The organism is Acetomicrobium sp. UBA5826 (genome assembly GCF_002433005.1).
Taxonomy (GTDB): domain Bacteria; phylum Synergistota; class Synergistia; order Synergistales; family Acetomicrobiaceae; genus Acetomicrobium.
In genome coordinates this window covers 23,669-41,612 of sequence record NZ_DJHF01000003.1, presented here as the reverse complement: position 1 = coordinate 41,612, position 17,944 = coordinate 23,669, and the positions used below count along the sequence as shown (strand labels likewise).

Sequence of the window (17,944 nt, the reverse complement as noted above, 5' to 3'; positions counted from 1 at the left end):
CATGTTTATCGATATGTCAAGATGGGAGATTTATCGGATTCCTAAAGGATATCTATTTGCATTATACTATCAAAGAGAAGGGGGAGTTGTATGGGATTAGGATTAATGGTTTTCATTGGATCTGTTTCTTTGATATATTTTCTTGCCAATTACTATATCTACAGGCACATATCTCCCTTATGCCAATCTCCTGTGGGAATAGTTATGTTGATTGTCCTTGTTTTGGCCATGATCGCCTACCCCTGCGGCCGTCTGCTACAGGCCTTCACCTCCTTTGAAGGTATCGCCAAAATATCCACCATGGCCGGTTCTTACTATTTTGCTTTCATGGCCTATGCATTTTTATTGAGCCTCTTCATAGACATTTACAGACTCATGTCTTCTCTCTTCTCTTTTATGCCGCTTTTGGATGTCACTTTAAGAGCGCACATATGGAGAATAGGCGTCGTCCTCATGATGGTCCTGATCGTAATTGGCAGCATTAACGCAAGAAGAACGCGAACAGTGGCATTAAACCTGGAGATGTCGAATGTCAATGCGACTTTGGATTCCATCCGGGCCGTAGCCGTATCGGACGTGCATGTAGGTCTCTTCATGAACAACTCTCGCATAAAAGATCTTGTGAGCAAAATTAACGATCTGTCCCCGGACATGGTGCTTTTCGTGGGTGATATAGTAGACGAAAGCGTTTCCGTTGCGATGGAAGAAAGCCTGGCGGAGGAATTAAAACAATTGAATGCTCCCTTAGGTGTATATGCTGTTGCCGGCAACCACGAATATTACGCGGGAATAGAGGAAGTCGAGAAATACCTCGCCAGGGCAGGAGTGAAGCTGCTCCAAGATGAATTCGCGATCATAGAAAATTCACTAATTCTTGTAGGCAGAAGGGATATTACGGCAAATCGCATAGAAAGGTCAAAACGCATTCCCTTAAACGAAATACTCCAAGAGGTTTCAAAAGATCTCCCTGTCATGGTTTTAGACCACACGCCTGTCAATTTAGACGAGTCGGCATCTCAGGGAGTTGCCATTCAGCTGTCAGGCCATACGCACAACGGTCAAATGTGGCCATTTAATTTAATAACTAAATTGATATTCGAAAAAAGCTGGGGGGTTTTGCAAAAGGACAAAACCTTAATTTACGTATCCAGCGGGTATGGAACTTGGGGACCTCCGGTCCGTCTCGGATCAATGCCGGAGATAATCCTTTTGAACCTAAGGTTCATCAATTCAGCACAAGGAGGTAGTGAGTGAAATGCCCTTTTTTACGATATCAACCTTTAACGCAAATTCCGTCAGAAGCAGGCTTCAAATCCTCGAAAGATGGTTGATAAAAAACCCGGTAGACGTCTTGTGTCTGCAAGAGACGAAGGTAAGCGACGATCAATTTCCGGCATCGGTCTTCGATTCCTGGGGATACCACGTCTTTTTCAGGGGAAGGAAAGCTTACGCCGGTGTGGCAATTGCTTGCCAAGGGGAACCCAATGAGATCATTTACGGCTTCCCCGACGGCAAAGACGGAAAGGACGACGACAGACTGATGATCGCCAGGTTCAACGATCTGTGGGTAATAAACACTTACGTCCCCCAGGGCAAGTCCATTGACCATCCCGATTACCGATACAAAAAGGACTTTTTCCGGCGATTCCTCGATTTACTGGAATCGGAGTTTAAGGCAGATGACAAGATAATTTGGGTGGGAGACATGAACGTAGCCCCAGAGGAAAAGGACGTAACGAAACCGGAAACGAAAAGAAACCACGTATGCTTTCATGAAGAGATAAGGGATATTTTCGACACCGTCAAATCCTGGGGTTTTGTGGACGTCTTCAGAAAACACCACCCAGAAGAAGGACAGTACACTTTTTGGGACTATAGGGTCAAAAATGCTCTTGAACACAACATAGGCTGGCGCGTAGACCACATATTAGCTACGCCTTCCGTGGCAGATCGCTCAGTGGATTGCTACATAGACAGGGAACCCAGATCATGGGAAAAGCCGTCGGATCATACTTTTCTCGTCGGCATATTCGATCTTTAATTTAATCTTAAAAATTACCCACAAAAGCCAATGGATACGCTTGGGAGTACCGTGAGGGGAATATTTTTGGTCCTTGGGGCGACCACGATTTGGGGAACGAACGGTCCCGTAGTTCGTTTCGTCAACGGTTTTGGAGTCGGCCCCTTTCTCATAACGCTTTTTCGCATAACCGTCAGCACCTGTATCATCATCTCTCTCGCTCCCAAACCCCGAAGCGCTTTGATAATTCCCCGTAAAGAGGAGATGGGCAGCGCCCTTTTTTGGTTGAGCTCCCTTGGGCTTATCAGCTCGAACTTGGGCCTTAGCATAGCCTTTTTGAGGATATCCGTAGGAATGACGTTGATCCTGTATTACACCGCTCCGATTTGGGCCATGATAGGAGCCTGGGCTATAGCCCGAGAGCGCCCCTCTCTGGTGCAAATTCTGGCCTTGATACTCTCTCTGTCGGGAGTTTACTTTGCCGTATGGGATCCCGGCGAGGGCTTGAAGTTCGACATCATTGGCGTTCTCTGCGCACTGGCCGGCGGTGCCGGTTATGCCCTCTACCTTTTAAACGGAAGATACGGACTCGGCAAAAAATCGCAGTATAAGGCCTATTTGCAGAGTTTTTTATGGGCATCGGTAATCTGTTGGGTCGCCGGGCTTTATGGAGGAAAAGCAGCGGATCTGTTCAAGGCCCCGCCGAAAGCCTACCTTGGCCTAATGTATATGGCATTATGCACCTCCGCCATTGCCTTTGGCATGATCTCGAGATCCCTTAAATATCTGTCTAGCTCTATAGCTTCGGTATTATCCATGAGCGAAATTCCCCTCTCTATGATGTGGGCCTTTCTATTGCTTGGAGAAAGGCCGGAAAAAAGCGCGATCATCGGCGGAGTCTTCATATGCATTGCAGTCATCATGTTGTCGCTGGAACCTTTATTCTATTGTAGAAGTAATAAATAGATGTTATATTATATGCGTCAGAGCTTGAGGTAAAAGGGGTGTGAGAGATGGAACACTACTGGAAGATCAAATGCCCGGTTTGCGGTGCCGAAACTATATCGTCCACAAAAGAAGACACACAAGTTCATTGCTCGCACTTCAGCAGATTTTTCCCTGAAAAATCTCTCGTCATCTATTACAACGATCTGGGAGAAGAGGTCGCAGTAAGCCTTGAATCCGTCGGACAGGCATGCTACAACTTCTCCTGCCCTCTCTGCAAGGAGAAAATAGAGGCCTGTGCAACGGAAGGGGCACATCAATATTTCATAAAAACCAATTGCACTCATTTCGTATCCCTGCAAAGGGGAGAAGGAGATAAAATCTCTGCAATCTTTACAGATTCCTACAATAACATTTTTCCCATGGAAATAGGGTAGTATTCAACTCGAGTTTCATCCCTCCCTTTTTCTAGAAAAAGGGAGGGATGAAACTAAATTTTACCTTTTTTTGGGCAGCTGATGAATGGCCTCTCCTTTGACTCCCATCACCGCCTCGTGGAAAGCTTCCGCCAGTGTTGGGTGGGCATGAATGCAAGAGATCAACTCCTCTGCGGGTATGCTGGCATGCATGGCTAAGGCCGCTTCGTGTATGAGGTCGCTGGCGTGGGGTCCGATGATATGAACGCCCGCCAATTTGCCGTCGCCGTAGGCCAATACCTTTACCAATCCATCTTCTTCGCCCATGGCAATGGCCTTGCCGTTGCCGGCGAAGAGGAACTTGCCGACGGAGTAATCGATGTTATCTTTTTTCAATTCCTCTTCGGTCTTCCCTACAGAAGCGACCTCGGGAATGGTAAAGACCGCTGCAGGAATGGCGTCATAATTTATCCTGCCGGGTTTAAGTCCGAACATGGCCTCGACAGCCACTTTACCCTCCTCTGAAGCGACATGGGCAAGATAGGGCGGACCTATTACATCGCCAATGGCGTAAATTCCTTCAACGGAAGTTCGATAGAATTCGTCTACGATTATACCCTTCTTCCCCGTTTCAATTCCCACATCCTCGCAACCAAGGCCTTCAACGTTGGGGACGTTGCCCGTCGCTACCAAGACCAGGTCTGCATTTAGCGTAGCCTCTTCCCTGTCGCTCGAAGCGTAAACGGTTAGGCCCTCTTTTCCCTGCTCTATTCTGTCTACGAGCATGCCCTCATAAAAGGTTATGCCCCTCTTCTTTAAAAGCAGCTTTATTCGCTTGGATATTTCGCCGTCCATTAACCTGAGGATTCTGCTTCTAACCATTACCGTAACGTTAGATCCCAGAGCATTGTATATGCTGGCAAATTCCATGGCTATATATCCGCCGCCATAGATAAAGAGATTATCGGGCAGATCCTCGTACTCGAGCAACTCCCTGCTGGTCACTACCCCCCTCAAACCCATCCCTGGAATATCAGGTACGGCCTGTTTGGAACCGGTGGCGATAAGAATGAATTTAGCCTCAATCTCCTCCTTGCTACCATCGGACTTCGTTACAGATATCGTATTCTTGCCCGATAATTTAGCCTCTCCCTCGATGACGTTAACCTTGTACCCCTTTAATAATTGAGCCACTCCTCCCGTAAGTTTGTCGACGGATCTCCTCTTCCAGGCATGCACTTTGGCCATGTCCACCTTCGCTTCGCTGACGACAATCCCGGCCTCTTCCATTCTTTGGGCCAACAGGACGCTTTCGGCACTTTGACACAAAGCCTTCGTGGGAATGCAACCATAATTAAGACAGGTTCCTCCAATTCTATCCCTTTCGACGACGGTAACCGTGGCTCCAAGCTGTGCGGCTCTTATGGCGGCCACGTAACCCCCGGGTCCTCCGCCAATTACGACTAGGTCGCTCTTCATCGACTCTACCCCCTTTCTCAAATATTTAAAGGCGCCTCTTGCGCCATTATTTTACGGCAAGAGACGCCCTTCGTCCGGATTTACGAGTTTACGCTTCGAAGTCCCATTTCACCACGGGTTTTTTGGCTGCCGTCACTTCGTCCAAGCGAGTAATAGGAGTGTTCTTCGGTGATTCCTTTACAAGGTCTGGGTTTTCTTCCGCTTCTTTTGCTATAGAAATCATCGTCTCGGCAAAGGCGTCCAGCGTCTCGACGCTTTCAGTCTCCGTGGGCTCTACCATCATGGCCTCCGGTACGATCAGCGGGAAGTACACGGTCGGGGGATGGAAACCGTAATCTATTAGCCTCTTTACCATATCAAGAGTAGTGACGCCCGTAGCTTTCTTCTGCCTGTTGCCGGAGATGACGAACTCGTGCTTGCACCAACGATCGAAGGGAAGTTCAAAATAATCTCTAAGTTTTTTCAAGAGATAATTCGCGTTCAAGACGGAGCATTCGGCAACTTCCCTCAAGCCCTCAGGTCCCATGGTCAAAATGTAAGCGTAAGCTTTAACCATTACGTTGAAGTTACCGTAGAAGGACCTTACCTTTCCGATGGAAAGGGGCCTATCGTAATCGAGATAGTATCTTTCGCCCTCTTTTTCCACAGTGGGAACAGGCAAGAAGGGGGCGAGCTCCTTTGTAACAGCTATCGGTCCCGATCCAGGCCCGCCTCCGCCGTGGGGAGTGCTGAAGGTCTTGTGAAGGTTTAAATGCACTACGTCAAAGCCCATGTCGCCCGGTCGCGCCTTCCCTAGGTTTGCATTGAGGTTGGCCCCGTCGTAATACAAAAGACCGCCTGCGCCGTGTATTATCCTGGCAATTTCGGTTATTCTTTCCTCGAACAACCCGAGCGTATTGGGGTTCGTCAGCATGATGCCGGCCACTTCGTCGCTCATCAGTTTCTTTAGATCTTCGACATCCACGTTTCCGCGCTCGTCGGATTTCACTTCCAGCACTTCGAATCCCACCATGCTGGCCGACGCAGGGTTCGTGCCGTGAGCCGAATCGGGTATTATGATCTTCTTCCTCTTGCCCTCTCCCCTCTCTTCCAGGGCGGCCTTTATGATCATCAAACCCGTCATCTCGCCATGAGCACCTGCAGCAGGCTGTAACGTGGCCCTATCCATGCCCGTTATCTCGCACAACATCTTCTCCAGGTCGTACATGAGTTTCAGCGCGCCCTGTACCGTCTCCTCCGGCTGATAGGGGTGAAGCTGCAAAAAACCCGGTAGGCGCGAGACGGCCTCGTTTATCTTCGGGTTGTACTTCATCGTACATGACCCGAGGGGGTAAAAGCCTAAGTCTACGGCGTAGTTGAGTTGAGATAACCTGGTAAAATGTCTGACTACGTCGACCTCAAATACTTCGGGCAGTCTGGCATCGATCTTTCTCGCGAACTTTTCCGGGATTTTTTCGCCTGCTTCAGGCACATCACAAGCAGGAAGAGAGTAGGCCTTCCTTCCCGATTTACTCAACTCAAATATGAGCTCAACGGGCTTTTTCATCGCACTTCACCCCCTGCGATCCCGACAAACCTGTCTATCTCTTCTTTTGTCCTGCGTTCTGTCACGGCGATCAGCCAGCCGTTTTTGATCTCCGGGTACTGCCCGGAAAGATCGTAGCCCCCGATAAACCCTTCCTTTAGGAGCTTCTCGTTGATCTCCTTTACCGGCTTGGGAGCGATAAGGACGAACTCTTTGAAGAAGGGAGCGTTGAAGGCGCGCTTAAAACCCCTCTTTACGAGCTCATCCATTGCGTAGTGCGCCTTGTTGTAACAAAGTTTAGCTACCTCCTTAAGTCCTTCCTTTCCCATAGCGCTCATATATACCGCACCCATCAGGGCGCATAAGCTCTGGTTGGTGCATATATTAGAGGTTGCCTTTTCGCGACGTATGTGCTGCTCTCTAGCCTGCAGTGTCAAGACGAAGCCGCGACGACCTTCGGTATCGACGGTCTGTCCGACTATGCGTCCCGGCATTTTCCTCAAAAGTTTCTCCGTCGCCGCCAAAAAGCCAAAATGGGGGCCACCGAAGGATGCCGGATTGCCGAGGGCCTGTCCCTCACCAGTAACGATATCGGCTCCCAGTTTTCCCGGGGCTTCCAATAGTGCTAGAGAGATGGGGTCAGCACTTACGATAAGCATGGCACCCTTAGAGTGAGCCAGTTCCGCTATGGACGCCAAGTCTTCGATAACGCCGAAGAAGTTTGGACTTTGAATCATGATTGCCGCAACTTTGTCGTTCAATTTACCCTTAACGTCCTCTAGATCAACCTGTCCGTCCTTGTATCCGAATTCCTCCACCTCAACTCCCCTAAAACGGGTGTACGTCCTTAAGACCGATCTGTATTCGGGGTTTACCGCTTTAGAACAAAGCACCTTTTCCCTTTTGGTCGCAGAGCAGGCCATGAAGGCAGATTCGGCGAAGGAAGAGGCGCCATCGTACATGGAAGCATTGGTCACGTACATGCCTGTAAGCTCGCATATCATGGATTGATATTCAAATATCGCCTGCAACGTCCCCTGACTTATTTCCGGTTGATAGGGAGTATAGGCAGTGTAGAATTCTCCCCTCGATATAATCGCGTCGACTATGGAAGGAACGAAATGATCGTAAACGCCCGCTCCCAAAAAGCAAGCGCAGTTGCCCAAATGCAAGTTCTTGCCGGCCAATTCCTGCATATGTCTGACCAAACAGTCCTCTGCTAGGGGCCCCGGTATATCGTAATTCTTCTCCATTCGCACCTCTTTGGGAATATCCTCAAAGAGTTCGTCCACAGATTTGATTCCAAGGGCCTCGAGCATCCTCTCCTTATCTTCACGCGTATGGGGGATGTAATTCCACATTATCCCATCGCCTCCTCCTCTTCTTCGCAATGCTTGGCGTAGCTTGCAGCGTCTAAGAGAGTCTCCACCTCCTCGGGATTATTCATTTCGATCGTGGCGATCCAGTTCTCATAGGGATCCTCGTTGAGTAACCCCGGCTCACCTTCGAGAGCATCGTTTACTTCGGCTATTTCTCCCGAGACGGGGGAATATACATCGGAGGCGGCTTTGACCGATTCTATAGAACAAAGCGCCTCTCCCGCCTCGACCAGCGAACCCACTTCAGGAAGCTCGACGTAAACGATATCGCCTAGGTGCCCCTGGGCGAAATCAGTAATTCCGACGTAAGCTTTATTGCCCTCCACTCTCACCCATTCGTGCGTTTTCGTATACTTTAAATTTTCCGGTATGTTCATGACTCGATGCACCTCCTGCTTCTTTTTTTTGCTTTTTTTACTTCTTGTAACGCCTTTTGTAGAAAGGCGTCTCTACCACCTTGGCAAGCCTGTCCTTTCCCCTTATATCGACATACACTTCTCGACCGATTTCGACGTAATCGCTATCCAACAATGCCAGAGCAAGATACTTTTCAAGCGACGGGGCATACGAACCTGATGTTATCACACCAACACTTTTGCCCTGTGACTTCACCTCGTAACCATGTCTCGGAACGCCCTTCTCGACCATCTCAAGGCCAGCTATCTTGCGCTTTAAACCCTTCTCCTTTTGTTCCAGGAGGCTCGCTCTCCCAATAAAATCTTCCTTGGACAGCTTAACGAAGAAGTCCAGACCGGCCTCAAGGGGGGTTATATCCTCCGACAGCTCCTGTCCGTATAAGGGCAGGCATGCCTCAAAACGCAAGGTGTCTCTTGCCCCAAGTCCCGCCGGGACCAGGCCTTCCTCCTTTCCGGCTTTGAGCAATTCGTCCCAAATATGACCTGCATCGCCAGGCGGCAGATAAAGTTCGAAGCCGTCCTCGCCGGTGTATCCGGTCCGCGAAAGCAAAAGGTCCACACCTCCCACCGATGCACGGTCCTTAAAAGTATAGAATTTCATTTCATCCAAAGCGACATCGGTAAGCTTTTGAAGTATGCCTTCTGCTTTGGGGCCTTGGATGGCTATCTGAGCGTATGAATCCGATACGTCTTCCGCCTTGACGTCGAACTTTTTCGATTTATCAGCAATCCATTGGTAATCCTTATCTTTATTGGCAGCGTTTACGACCAAGAGGAAGCGATTTTCATCGTACATGTATATCAACAAATCGTCTACAACTCCGCCATGTTCGTAGCACATAGGAGAATACATCACCTTACCCGGGACCAACTTAGTTACGTCGTTGGTTACGAGGTAATTGATGAATTTCAAAGCGTCCTTACCCTCGATAGTTATTTCCCCCATGTGAGAGACATCGAACAGGCCTGCCGCCTTTCTGGTGGCCAAATGCTCTTCGACTATGCCGCTGTATTGCACGGGAAGGGCCCATCCAAAGAAATCTACCACACGACCGCCCAACGCGACGTGTTTCTCGTAAAGAGGCGTCTTTCTCATTTCTCTCTCCTCCTTTTTTCGTATTTCATCCATCCGCTTCTTATTCGATTACATCGAAGATGTACCATATATCATAGCATAGTGGCAATTGACAGGTAATATCTCAATTAACTATTTTAGCCTGGCATCGGCTTCTTCTTTAGATATTCTGGTGAGTTCGTTGCGGGGCAACATCTTCAGCAGCTTCCAGCCAATATCCAGAGATTCGCTTATATCCCTATCCTCATCGTAGCTTTGTTTTATAAAGGTGTTCTCGAAGGACTTCCCAAAGTCCATGTAGGAGATATCTATTTGGCTAAGCTCATCTTCCCCGATTACGCTCGCCAGAGCCCTGACGTCTTGGACCCTGCTGTAAGAAGCATACAGCTGGCTTGCAAGGTCAGGATGGTCTTCTCTGGTGTAACCCTTGCCTATTCCGTCCTTCATGAGCCGCGAAAGGCTGGCCAATACATCTATGGGAGGATAGATTCCCCTGGAATCCAGCTCCCTCGATAACACGATCTGACCTTCCGTTATGAATCCCGTGAGGTCCGGGATGGGGTGAGTAATATCGTCGTTGGGCATCGTGAGGATCGGGATTTGCGTCAGGCTTCCCTGGATCCCCTTCAAGACCCCGGCTCTTTCATAGAGGGAAGCAAGGTCGCTGTACAAATAGCCCGGATAGCCCTTACGGCTTGGCACCTCGCCTTTGGCGACACCTACCTCCCTCAAGGCCTCACAGTAGTTCGTGATGTCGGTCATGATGACCAACACGTGCATGTTGAGCTCGAAGGCCAAATACTCTCCCACGGTCAGGGCAAAGCGCGGCGTGGCTATTCGCTCGATGACGGGATCATCGGCGAGGTTTAAGAAGACAACCATGTTTTTGGTGCGCCCCTTCTCGAAAAGTTCCTCCATGAAGTAAGCTGCATCATCTCGTTTCACGCCTATTCCCGCAAAAACGACGGCGAAGTTTTCCTCCCCTACCAACTGGGACTGGTTGGCAATCTGCACGGCAAGCCTGTTATGAGGCAGCCCGTTTCCCGAAAATATGGGAAGTTTCTGCCCTCTGATGAGCGTGGCCAATACGTCTATGGCCGATATTCCCGTTTGAATGAAGTTTCTGGGATATACCCTTGCCATGGGATTTAAAGGAGATCCGTTCACATCTCTGCTGTAGGCAGAATAAACGGGACCGCAATCGTCCCTCGGTTCGCCCAAACCGGAAAACACTCTGCCGATGAGCGCGGGGGATAGTTTCATCTCGAGAGGCCTCCCTAAAAACCTTACGGCAGTCGTTTCTGGAACCAGGTCCGAAGTACCGCTGAAAACCTGCACCAACGTAGCATCTTCGCCGTTCAAAACAACCTGTCCCAACCTGTGATCGCCGTTTTTCATCCTAATTTGGGCAAGCTCTCCAAAGCCCACGTCTGATGCTCCTTTAAGCAGGACAAAGGGCCCATATATCTGGTCTACGCCCACGTGATCTACTAAAGGCATCGATATCACCTTCCCCTTGCAGCCAAACGTTCGCTGCCGGTCTTTTCCATGAAAGCATCAAGTTTCTCCCGTATTTTAGGCAGTTGAGCTTCCAACTCCTCTGACGATAACTCTTTTAGATGCGCGAGGTTTGCCACAGCATCTCCTCCTCTCAGAAGGGAAAAGGGCACCCCCTGCCTGATCAAGGCGGAAGCCCTGTCGTAAAAGTGCATTATCAAAGAAAGAATGGCAAATCCCTTCGAAGGAGGCGAAAAAGAATCCGGACCAAAGGCGCCCTGCTGCAAGTAGCCGTTTTTAATCAAATAAGAAGTAAAGGCAATCAATCTCTCGCTGTCGGGCAATACATCCTCGCCAACAAGACGCACTACCTGCTGGATCCTTTCGTCCTCTGCCAATAGGTCCTTGGCCCTCTTTCTGAGCTCGCTCCAACCGGTATCCACATTCAAGGAAAACCAGTCCTCGACCTCGCCAACATATTCGCTGTAGGAATCCACCCAGTTGATCGCAGGAAAGTGCCTGGCATTGGCCAAGCTTTTGTCCAGCGCCCAGAAACATCTCACGAACCTCTTGGTATGCCTTGTTACGGGCTCAGTGAAGTCTCCGCCAGGAGGCGATACGGCACCGATTATTGTGACGCTTCCCATGTCGCCGTTAAGCGTTACCACCCTACCGGCACGCTCATAAAATTCAGCAAGTCGGCTAGGCAAATAGGCGGGAAATCCCTCCTCTGCCGGTATCTCTTCCATCCTTCCGGAGATCTCCCTCAAAGCTTCCGCCCATCTCGATGTCGAGTCGGCCATCACGGCCACATCGTATCCCATATCCCTGTAATATTCGGCCATGGTAATGCCGGTGTAGATGGAAGCTTCCCTTGCGGCCACAGGCATGTTTGACGTATTTGCCACCAATATGGTCCGCTCCATCAATGGCCTGCCCGAACGGGGGTCTTCCAGTTCAGGAAACTCCTCCAGGACATCGGTCATCTCGTTGCCTCGCTCCCCGCAACCTATGTACACGACAACTGTGGCCTCGCTCCATTTTGCCAACTGATGTTGAGTTACTGTCTTTCCCGTGCCAAATCCACCGGGGATGGCCGCGACGCCACCCTTAGCGATCGGGAAAAATCCGTCTATGACGCGCTGCCCTGTTATGAGGGGCTCTTTGGGCGCCAGGTGCTGCCTGCATGGCCTAGGCACCCTAACGGGCCAACGCTGTACCATAGGAATCTCTATCTCCTGGCCACGGCTATCCCTTACTTTAGCCACAGTTACGTCTGCTTTAAAGGTTCCCTTTGGCAGCACGAAGGTAAATTCGCCTTCCAGGCCCGGAGGGACCATTACCTTATGGGAAACCAGAGGGGTTTCTTTTATAGTTGCTATGACGGTCCCCGAAGTTGCGATATCTCCAACTTTTACCTCGGGTTCTAACTCCCACGTCTTTTCGGTATCTATCTCAGGAACTTTTATGCCTCTGGGGATGAAAATGCCGCCCTTCTCGTAAAGCGCCCCCAAAGGTCTTCCCACTCCGTCAAATATGTTGCCTAGCAATCCGGGCCCAAGGGCGATGGAAAGCGGTTCTCCCCTGCCAAATACCGGCTCACCCGCTTTGAGTCCTTGAGTATCTTCGTAAACCTGTATTGTGGCCTCGTCTTCATCGATGCGTATGATTTCGCCCATCAGTCGCATTTCGCCCACATAAACCATCTCGTGCATAGCAAACTCACGTATGCCCCTGGCTTTGACCACAGGACCGTTTGTCATGATAATTATGCCCTGTTTTTCCAATTTCGTTCCTCCCCTATTGCCAAATCGCCATCAGCCTTTCCGTCAACGTATCGCTCATCTCGACGACCTTGGTCTGCCAATCGGAGTTGACCTGCCGGTTGCCCATGTCGTCGATCAACCACAGCCCCCCAAGTATAGGGGCTGGAGTGGAGTCAAACCTCATATCGATTTGAGGACGAAGCTCCTTGCTTCTGGATACGATCCTTTCTCCGAGGGGAGAATCTATCGCCGCAAGCCTCAAAGACCCCTTCTTAAGATCGACAAGGGCCTCTTGAGCTTCCAAAAGGAGGCCAAGGAGTATCATCCAATGATCTTCTCTGGACCTCAAGGCAACGAGTTCGTCCAAAAACACGGCCTTGGCCTGGGTGATCAATCTATTCTGAAGGCGCAGCTTTTCCCTGGATACCTCCCTTTCGGCGGCCAGCAACTCCCGGCGTCTTATCTCTTCGGCCCTACGACGGGCATCGTTTATTATCAGATCGGCCTCCTGATCGATCTTGACCAATTCTTGAGAAAGCCATTCATCGGCTTCCCGTTGAGCCTTTTGCGTTATCCTCATAACCTCGGCTTCTGCCTTATCCAAGATGAGATCTCTCAAAGCACCCAATTTCTGCGTATCTACGTCAGTCACTCTATCTTCACCCCGATCGCTTCATGGAGGTACTTGGTCAGAAAATCGGCCTCTCTCGTCGTTCCGTGCCTATCGGGGATCTCAACCACCAGGGGAAGCTTTGCCTTTTCCCTGATTTCCTTGATAAGATCTGGGATTGTTGCAGCCGCCTTTTCGGTGATGAGAAGTATTCCTACGTCCTCCATCTGCAGCGCTTCATTTACGGCCTTCGCAGTCTCTTCAGATCCGTGTGCTTCCACTCCGGAGACCCCTGCAAGACGCATCCCGACGATGGAATCGTGATTATCGCTGATCAAATGTGCCCTCATTTCACATCCTTCCCAGTATCAAGAGGGCTATGATAAGACCGTAAATGGCGATCCCTTCGGCCAGCCCCAAGAAGATCAAGGTCGAACCTAGCATCTCCGGCTTTTCGCCCACAACCCCCAGAGCCGATGATCCCACAATGGCCACTGCAATGCCTGCCCCCAGACATCCAAGGCCTGCTGACAGAGCAGCTCCAAGATACCCCCATCCTGAAACGCTCGCTGCATCACCCTGAGCGTAGCTTGCCGTCGGAAATATGGTCAAACAAAAGCCAATGCCCGTGGCCAATGCCGTCAAAAATACGAAAGCCCTCAAAAGCCCTTTGCTATTCCTTGCCTTTCTTTTGCCCATGATCGCTCCTGTGCAAACCAAAAGGACAACCGCCATAACGACCAACTTAACTCCCATAACGTTCATCCCCTTCTTGAAAGATTACATTTGACTACGGCTGACAGACTCGCCGGTCTTTTCCCATCTGACGGGCTTGAAAGAAACGCCGCCACCCTTATAGAACTTGCTGAAGAACTCATAGTATTCCAACCTCAACGTCTGAATGAACACAATAAGCCCTTCCAGGCCAATTATCACGACGTTGCCTATAACCAATATGGCTATCTTGGCAAAGAGTCCTCCCGGCAATGAAGTAACCATATCGGACAGCATGAACACGGCCAGCGACAACCCCACATGGTTCAAAGCAAAGGCGGCCAGACGTAAAAAGGAAATTGTATTACTCAAGAAACTCAACAGATTGTGGAATACTTCAAAAAGGTATAATCCTCCACTCTCATTTGCTGAAGAGGAAATCCTCTCCTTCAACAATATCCTGGCCAAAAGGTCTCTCAATATAATACATGTCAACAGGACACAAAGGAGAGTCGCCACCACCCAACCCGGTATAGGCAGGGGTTTATGGCTCATCACCGCATATATTGCCCACGCTGCGGTAAGATAAAATATCAAACCGGCCATACCCCTCCCGTCGAACAACATTCTTCCAAAATCCCGCTGCCTATAACAAAGTATCATGTTTAGTATCATGCCAATCGTTACTATGGAAACGCCTATGACGAGCGAAAGGGACAGCATCTTGCCCATATCCTTCATTGGAGACATCCAAATAGCTGGTATTATGTCCTCGAAACCAAAGATGCTGCCGTAAAGAAAGCCAAAAAGGACCGAACTGCATGCAGCTGCCTTAACCACCGTGCCGAGGGATTTGCTCATCTTGCGTTTCCTTTGCAGCAGATGGGCAAGCAATCCCAAGACTAAGCCATGTCCTACATCCCCGAACATGAAACCGAAGAAAAGACAAAAGGTGACGGCGACAAAAAAGGACGGGTCAATTTCTCCGTAAGAGGGCAAGCTGTACATGGCCACGACGTGCTGGAAAGCCCTAACAAGCGGCAGGTTTCGCAGATACGTAGGGACCCTGATCTCGCTATAGGGAAGGTTCTTTTCCTCCTCGATCATTACCGTTGTCTTCGGCGCCTGATGCTCGATCAAGCTTTTAAGCTGTGCTAACATGTCCTCGGGTATCCATCCCGAGAGCACGTAAATATCGCCTATCTCACCTCTTCCCTTACACAGGTCATATATACGCTGCATGGTATAAACGGAGGAGTAAAGCTTTTCCAGCTCTTTCCTGCGCTCGTCTAAATAATCCTTTGCTGCCTTGGACAGGCCTTCTATGGCTCTAATTTTATTGTCTATCCTTTTTTTTAACGCTTCCGCAGGATTATCCGAAATTGTTTTTAATACATCATCTATGGAATAACCCTTGAAATAGACGGAATCTAAAAGCTTTTCTGCACCTTCTTTGTATTCAGGAATGGCGAAGGCCAACATCCACGTTTCATGGCGCCAACTGTCAAGCTTCATGACTAACATGGGAACTGATTGTATGCTTTCTTCAAGGCGCTTGAAGTTTTCGTCGGATAATTTGCCGAAGAACATCAACAAGTTCTGCGTATCAAGAAGCTCTTTCGGATCCATCTTGTTTTTAATCAATGCTTCGGCACAGACTAATATGGCTTTTAATTCATCCACTTCCTCCTGAAGAGATGACTTGCGCTCCGCCCAAAGTCGTAACTTTTCCGTTACTTTGCGAACCTCTGCCCTCATTCTCTCATAGGTTTGTTCTTTCGTTACGGGTACAGGATGCGCTTCAGGAAGGCTTTCGCCGGCTGCCTGCCAGACGTAGGCCATCTCGGATAACAGTTCGTCATACGGATTGTCGGTGGAAGTCTTTACTTTCGACCGCAGAGATCGATCACCCAATATGAGATCGAGCGACAGAGGTTGGAAACCTCCAAGCAGTATCATTTGGTTAGCAACATATTCCATTTCATCCTTTGGCCCTATCAGTGTAACGGCCAACATCCTTATTATCGCCAAGATAAAGCACCTCCCGGTATCAGAGGGCGTGCCAAAAAGGCTGCGGCAATTCGCCTGTTATAATCGTACCTCACGTCCTCGATGATGGTAATAATATCACCGACCTCAAGCTCCAGCAGCATCAAATAGGCAATCACGGTATGAAAAGAAGGAGATCCCCTGCGAAAGGTGGATAAAGCCCTTTCGCGCAAGAACCTCTTCATATCCCTTTCCAAGGCAAGCTCGTCGTTGGGCGGCTCCGTACCGAATGCACGCAAGTAATGAGTGGTAGATAAGACGGACCAAAAGGACTCCATGTCCTCAGAAGAAGCTAACCTGTTTATCGTCGGCCCCTTTATCTTAAAGCGCACAGGGAGCAGGCGGTTTACGATCTCCTCGCGATTCATGGCATAGAAGCGCTTAGCCCTGTAACAAAAGTAGATGTTGAGGATATCGATCAAATTTCCCAATAAATTCAATACTTCAGTGCGTTCTAGGATGGGCAAATTCAGGGCTGCACGATATATATTAGAGATCACATGAGCATCTACGGCAGATTCGCAGGAGTACAAGTTCCCCCTGCCTTTGAGCAACCAATCCACGGGTTCCCTCAGGACCGGATAATACTTCGTGGCCTTTAACGTCTTTATGAACTCCTCAAAGTCTTTGCAGGAAAGCAATGCGTCGAAGGGCAGAGTCACAAAAGGCAGTCCTTTAAGGCCCGACCTGAGAGATTCCCTTTCGCCTCTACCGGCAAAGAGCCATCGCATGACCTGCTTCAGCAATCCCGCCTGAAACCTCTCAACCCAGGCCTTCAAAAAAGCCATCCTTGCGCCGTTCAAATAGGGCAAAAAGGAGGCGGAGACGTACAGCGGAACGGCCAGCAGAGCGTGTTCCAGCTCAGCCCTGTGGACATTAGCCAACACGATCGTCTCCAGGTAGGGGGCATAACCTTCCTTCCTCCTCAGATAACCCGCTATTTCCTGAGGCGAATCGCACTCGAGCAAGGCCCAAAAGTCGTTATCGTCTAGCATCTTCCCAAAGAGGACGTGGGCCTTTGCTCCCGTAGCTACACATTCGCCTGCGGATACGGGAGAGTAGCTCATTGACCTCTCGCCTTCTGCAAATAGGCGTTCACCAATTCGGCTACGAGTCCTTTTATTACGGCTGGAGCGTTTTCGTTAAACCTCTTTTCCATTCTCTCTAACTCCTGCCGACCCAACGCTTCGATCTGCTGAGCTTCGGTCTGGGCGGAGGCCCTTGCAGAATCTACTATGGCCTTTGCCTGTTCTCTGGCTGCCTTTAATCTGGCCTCCCTCTCGGAAGCTGCTTTGCGCTTAGCTTCTTCTTCTATTTCTTCGGCCTTTCTCTTCGCTTCTTCTGTGATGTTTTTTGCTTCGCTGTCGGCGCCTAAAAGCATCGCCAAAGCTTCCTGTATAGAAGCCATCTTTCATGCTCCTTTCCTTCACTTCTTCTTTTCTAAATTTTCCTTCGCCTTTTTCATCCGTACGATGTCTTCCCTTTCGCCCTCTTCCAACACGTTTTCGATATACGCTATGGAGGATTTGTAGAAGGGAATGGCCACCTTTTCCAGTGCATTTACTCTTTTATGCGTCTTTTTAATTTGCACGGCCAACCTGTATACGCTCGTCTCCACAGCAGCCAATCGGGATATAAGCTCGAGCACTCTCCTGAAGGCGCTGTAGGCTATATCCAGAGAGCCCGAAGTGCCGTAAAAGGAATAGCTTGGTTTCAGAGAGGCATCTACGGGATCGATCTCCGGAATCTCGACTCCCATGATGGATTTAAGCCTTATGATGAAATCCTCTTCCTCAGGAACTGCCATGGCGATATCCTCTACGACGTCTATACCCATAGATATATTCGCCCTTTCCAAGGCCTTATAGGCATCGGCAAAGACGGATGCCATCTCCCTTTGCAAATTCTTAGCATCATCTATATGTTTGACCAACTCCATCATGAGAATTTGCCGTTTTCTCTCGAGCAGGTCGTGTCCTTTTTGCGCCAGGGACGCCGTGCGGATCATTCGCATCAATGCGCCTCGAGTCGGCGTAACTTTAGAAGCCACTAT

18 protein-coding genes are annotated in these 17,944 nt (G+C 49.5%); 4 read left to right on the top strand and 14 right to left on the bottom strand.

The features are described 5' to 3' along the window. Positions 1-90: 90 nt before the first annotated feature. The 4 genes from B3N34_RS00310 (at position 91) to B3N34_RS00295 (ending at position 3,402) form a co-directional block, all read left to right on the top strand. Complete coding sequence (locus B3N34_RS00310) at positions 91-1,254, top strand: metallophosphoesterase (RefSeq protein ID WP_286973777.1); 1,164 nt, start codon at positions 91-93, stop codon at positions 1,252-1,254. A 1-nt stretch (position 1,255) separates the two neighbouring features. Next, complete coding sequence (gene xth / locus B3N34_RS00305) at positions 1,256-2,041, top strand: exodeoxyribonuclease III (protein ID WP_286973774.1); 786 nt, start codon at positions 1,256-1,258, stop codon at positions 2,039-2,041. A gap of 66 nt (positions 2,042-2,107) precedes the next feature. After that, entirely contained in the window at positions 2,108-2,986 is an 879-nt protein-coding gene (locus B3N34_RS00300; RefSeq protein WP_286973773.1) for a DMT family transporter, read from the top strand. Between the two features lie 47 nt (positions 2,987-3,033). Next, positions 3,034-3,402, top strand: a complete 369-nt coding sequence (locus B3N34_RS00295) for a hypothetical protein (protein WP_286973772.1) — start codon at positions 3,034-3,036, stop codon at positions 3,400-3,402. A gap of 60 nt (positions 3,403-3,462) precedes the next feature. Here the strand turns inward: B3N34_RS00295 and lpdA are convergent, their stop codons facing one another. The 14 genes from lpdA to B3N34_RS00225 form a co-directional block, all read right to left on the bottom strand. Beyond that, entirely contained in the window at positions 3,463-4,860 is a 1,398-nt protein-coding gene (gene lpdA, locus B3N34_RS00290) for a dihydrolipoyl dehydrogenase (protein WP_286973771.1), read from the bottom strand. Between the two features lie 88 nt (positions 4,861-4,948). Further along, positions 4,949-6,406, bottom strand: a complete 1,458-nt coding sequence (gcvPB, locus tag B3N34_RS00285; protein ID WP_286973767.1) for an aminomethyl-transferring glycine dehydrogenase subunit GcvPB — start codon at positions 6,404-6,406, stop codon at positions 4,949-4,951. Next, positions 6,403-7,746: an aminomethyl-transferring glycine dehydrogenase subunit GcvPA gene (gene gcvPA / locus B3N34_RS00280; protein ID WP_286973765.1), complete on the bottom strand. Its 1,344-nt coding sequence runs from the start codon at positions 7,744-7,746 to the stop codon at positions 6,403-6,405. The genes gcvPB and gcvPA overlap by 4 nt, the downstream gene beginning before the upstream one ends. After that, complete coding sequence (gcvH, locus tag B3N34_RS00275; RefSeq protein ID WP_286973764.1) at positions 7,746-8,141, bottom strand: glycine cleavage system protein GcvH; 396 nt, start codon at positions 8,139-8,141, stop codon at positions 7,746-7,748. The genes gcvPA and gcvH overlap by 1 nt, the downstream gene beginning before the upstream one ends. 37 nt (positions 8,142-8,178) lie before the next feature. Then, the gene (gene gcvT / locus B3N34_RS00270; protein WP_286973763.1) at positions 8,179-9,276 is read right to left on the bottom strand and encodes a glycine cleavage system aminomethyltransferase GcvT; all 1,098 of its coding nucleotides are present in this window, start codon (positions 9,274-9,276) and stop codon (positions 8,179-8,181) included. Positions 9,277-9,387: 111 nt separating this feature from the next. Further along, positions 9,388-10,755 carry a V-type ATP synthase subunit B gene (locus tag B3N34_RS00265; protein WP_213698871.1) on the bottom strand — a complete coding sequence of 456 codons (1,368 nt, stop codon included), beginning with the start codon at positions 10,753-10,755 and terminating at the stop codon, positions 9,388-9,390. A gap of 5 nt (positions 10,756-10,760) precedes the next feature. Beyond that, a complete protein-coding gene (locus B3N34_RS00260) occupies positions 10,761-12,539 on the bottom strand; it encodes a V-type ATP synthase subunit A (RefSeq protein WP_286973758.1) in 1,779 nt (592 codons plus the stop codon). Between the two features lie 13 nt (positions 12,540-12,552). Then, entirely contained in the window at positions 12,553-13,170 is a 618-nt protein-coding gene (locus tag B3N34_RS00255; protein ID WP_091461492.1) for an ATPase, read from the bottom strand. Then, positions 13,167-13,478 (bottom strand): V-type ATP synthase subunit F, encoded by a 312-nt coding sequence (locus tag B3N34_RS00250; protein WP_009202217.1) that lies wholly within the window; start codon positions 13,476-13,478, stop codon positions 13,167-13,169. Before B3N34_RS00250 ends, B3N34_RS00255 begins: the two co-directional genes overlap by 4 nt. 1 nt (position 13,479) lies before the next feature. Next, complete coding sequence (locus B3N34_RS00245; RefSeq protein ID WP_286973750.1) at positions 13,480-13,884, bottom strand: ATP synthase subunit C; 405 nt, start codon at positions 13,882-13,884, stop codon at positions 13,480-13,482. 24 nt (positions 13,885-13,908) lie between these two features. Then, the gene (locus tag B3N34_RS00240; RefSeq protein WP_349679676.1) at positions 13,909-15,873 is read right to left on the bottom strand and encodes a V-type ATP synthase subunit I; all 1,965 of its coding nucleotides are present in this window, start codon (positions 15,871-15,873) and stop codon (positions 13,909-13,911) included. Then, a complete protein-coding gene (locus tag B3N34_RS00235) occupies positions 15,864-16,958 on the bottom strand; it encodes a V-type ATPase subunit (protein ID WP_286973748.1) in 1,095 nt (364 codons plus the stop codon). The genes B3N34_RS00240 and B3N34_RS00235 overlap by 10 nt, the downstream gene beginning before the upstream one ends. Continuing rightward, positions 16,955-17,299: an ATPase gene (locus B3N34_RS00230; RefSeq protein ID WP_009202213.1), complete on the bottom strand. Its 345-nt coding sequence runs from the start codon at positions 17,297-17,299 to the stop codon at positions 16,955-16,957. Before B3N34_RS00230 ends, B3N34_RS00235 begins: the two co-directional genes overlap by 4 nt. A gap of 18 nt (positions 17,300-17,317) precedes the next feature. Then, positions 17,318-17,941 (bottom strand): V-type ATP synthase subunit D, encoded by a 624-nt coding sequence (locus B3N34_RS00225; protein ID WP_286973744.1) that lies wholly within the window; start codon positions 17,939-17,941, stop codon positions 17,318-17,320. Between the last annotated feature and the right edge of the window lie 3 nt (positions 17,942-17,944).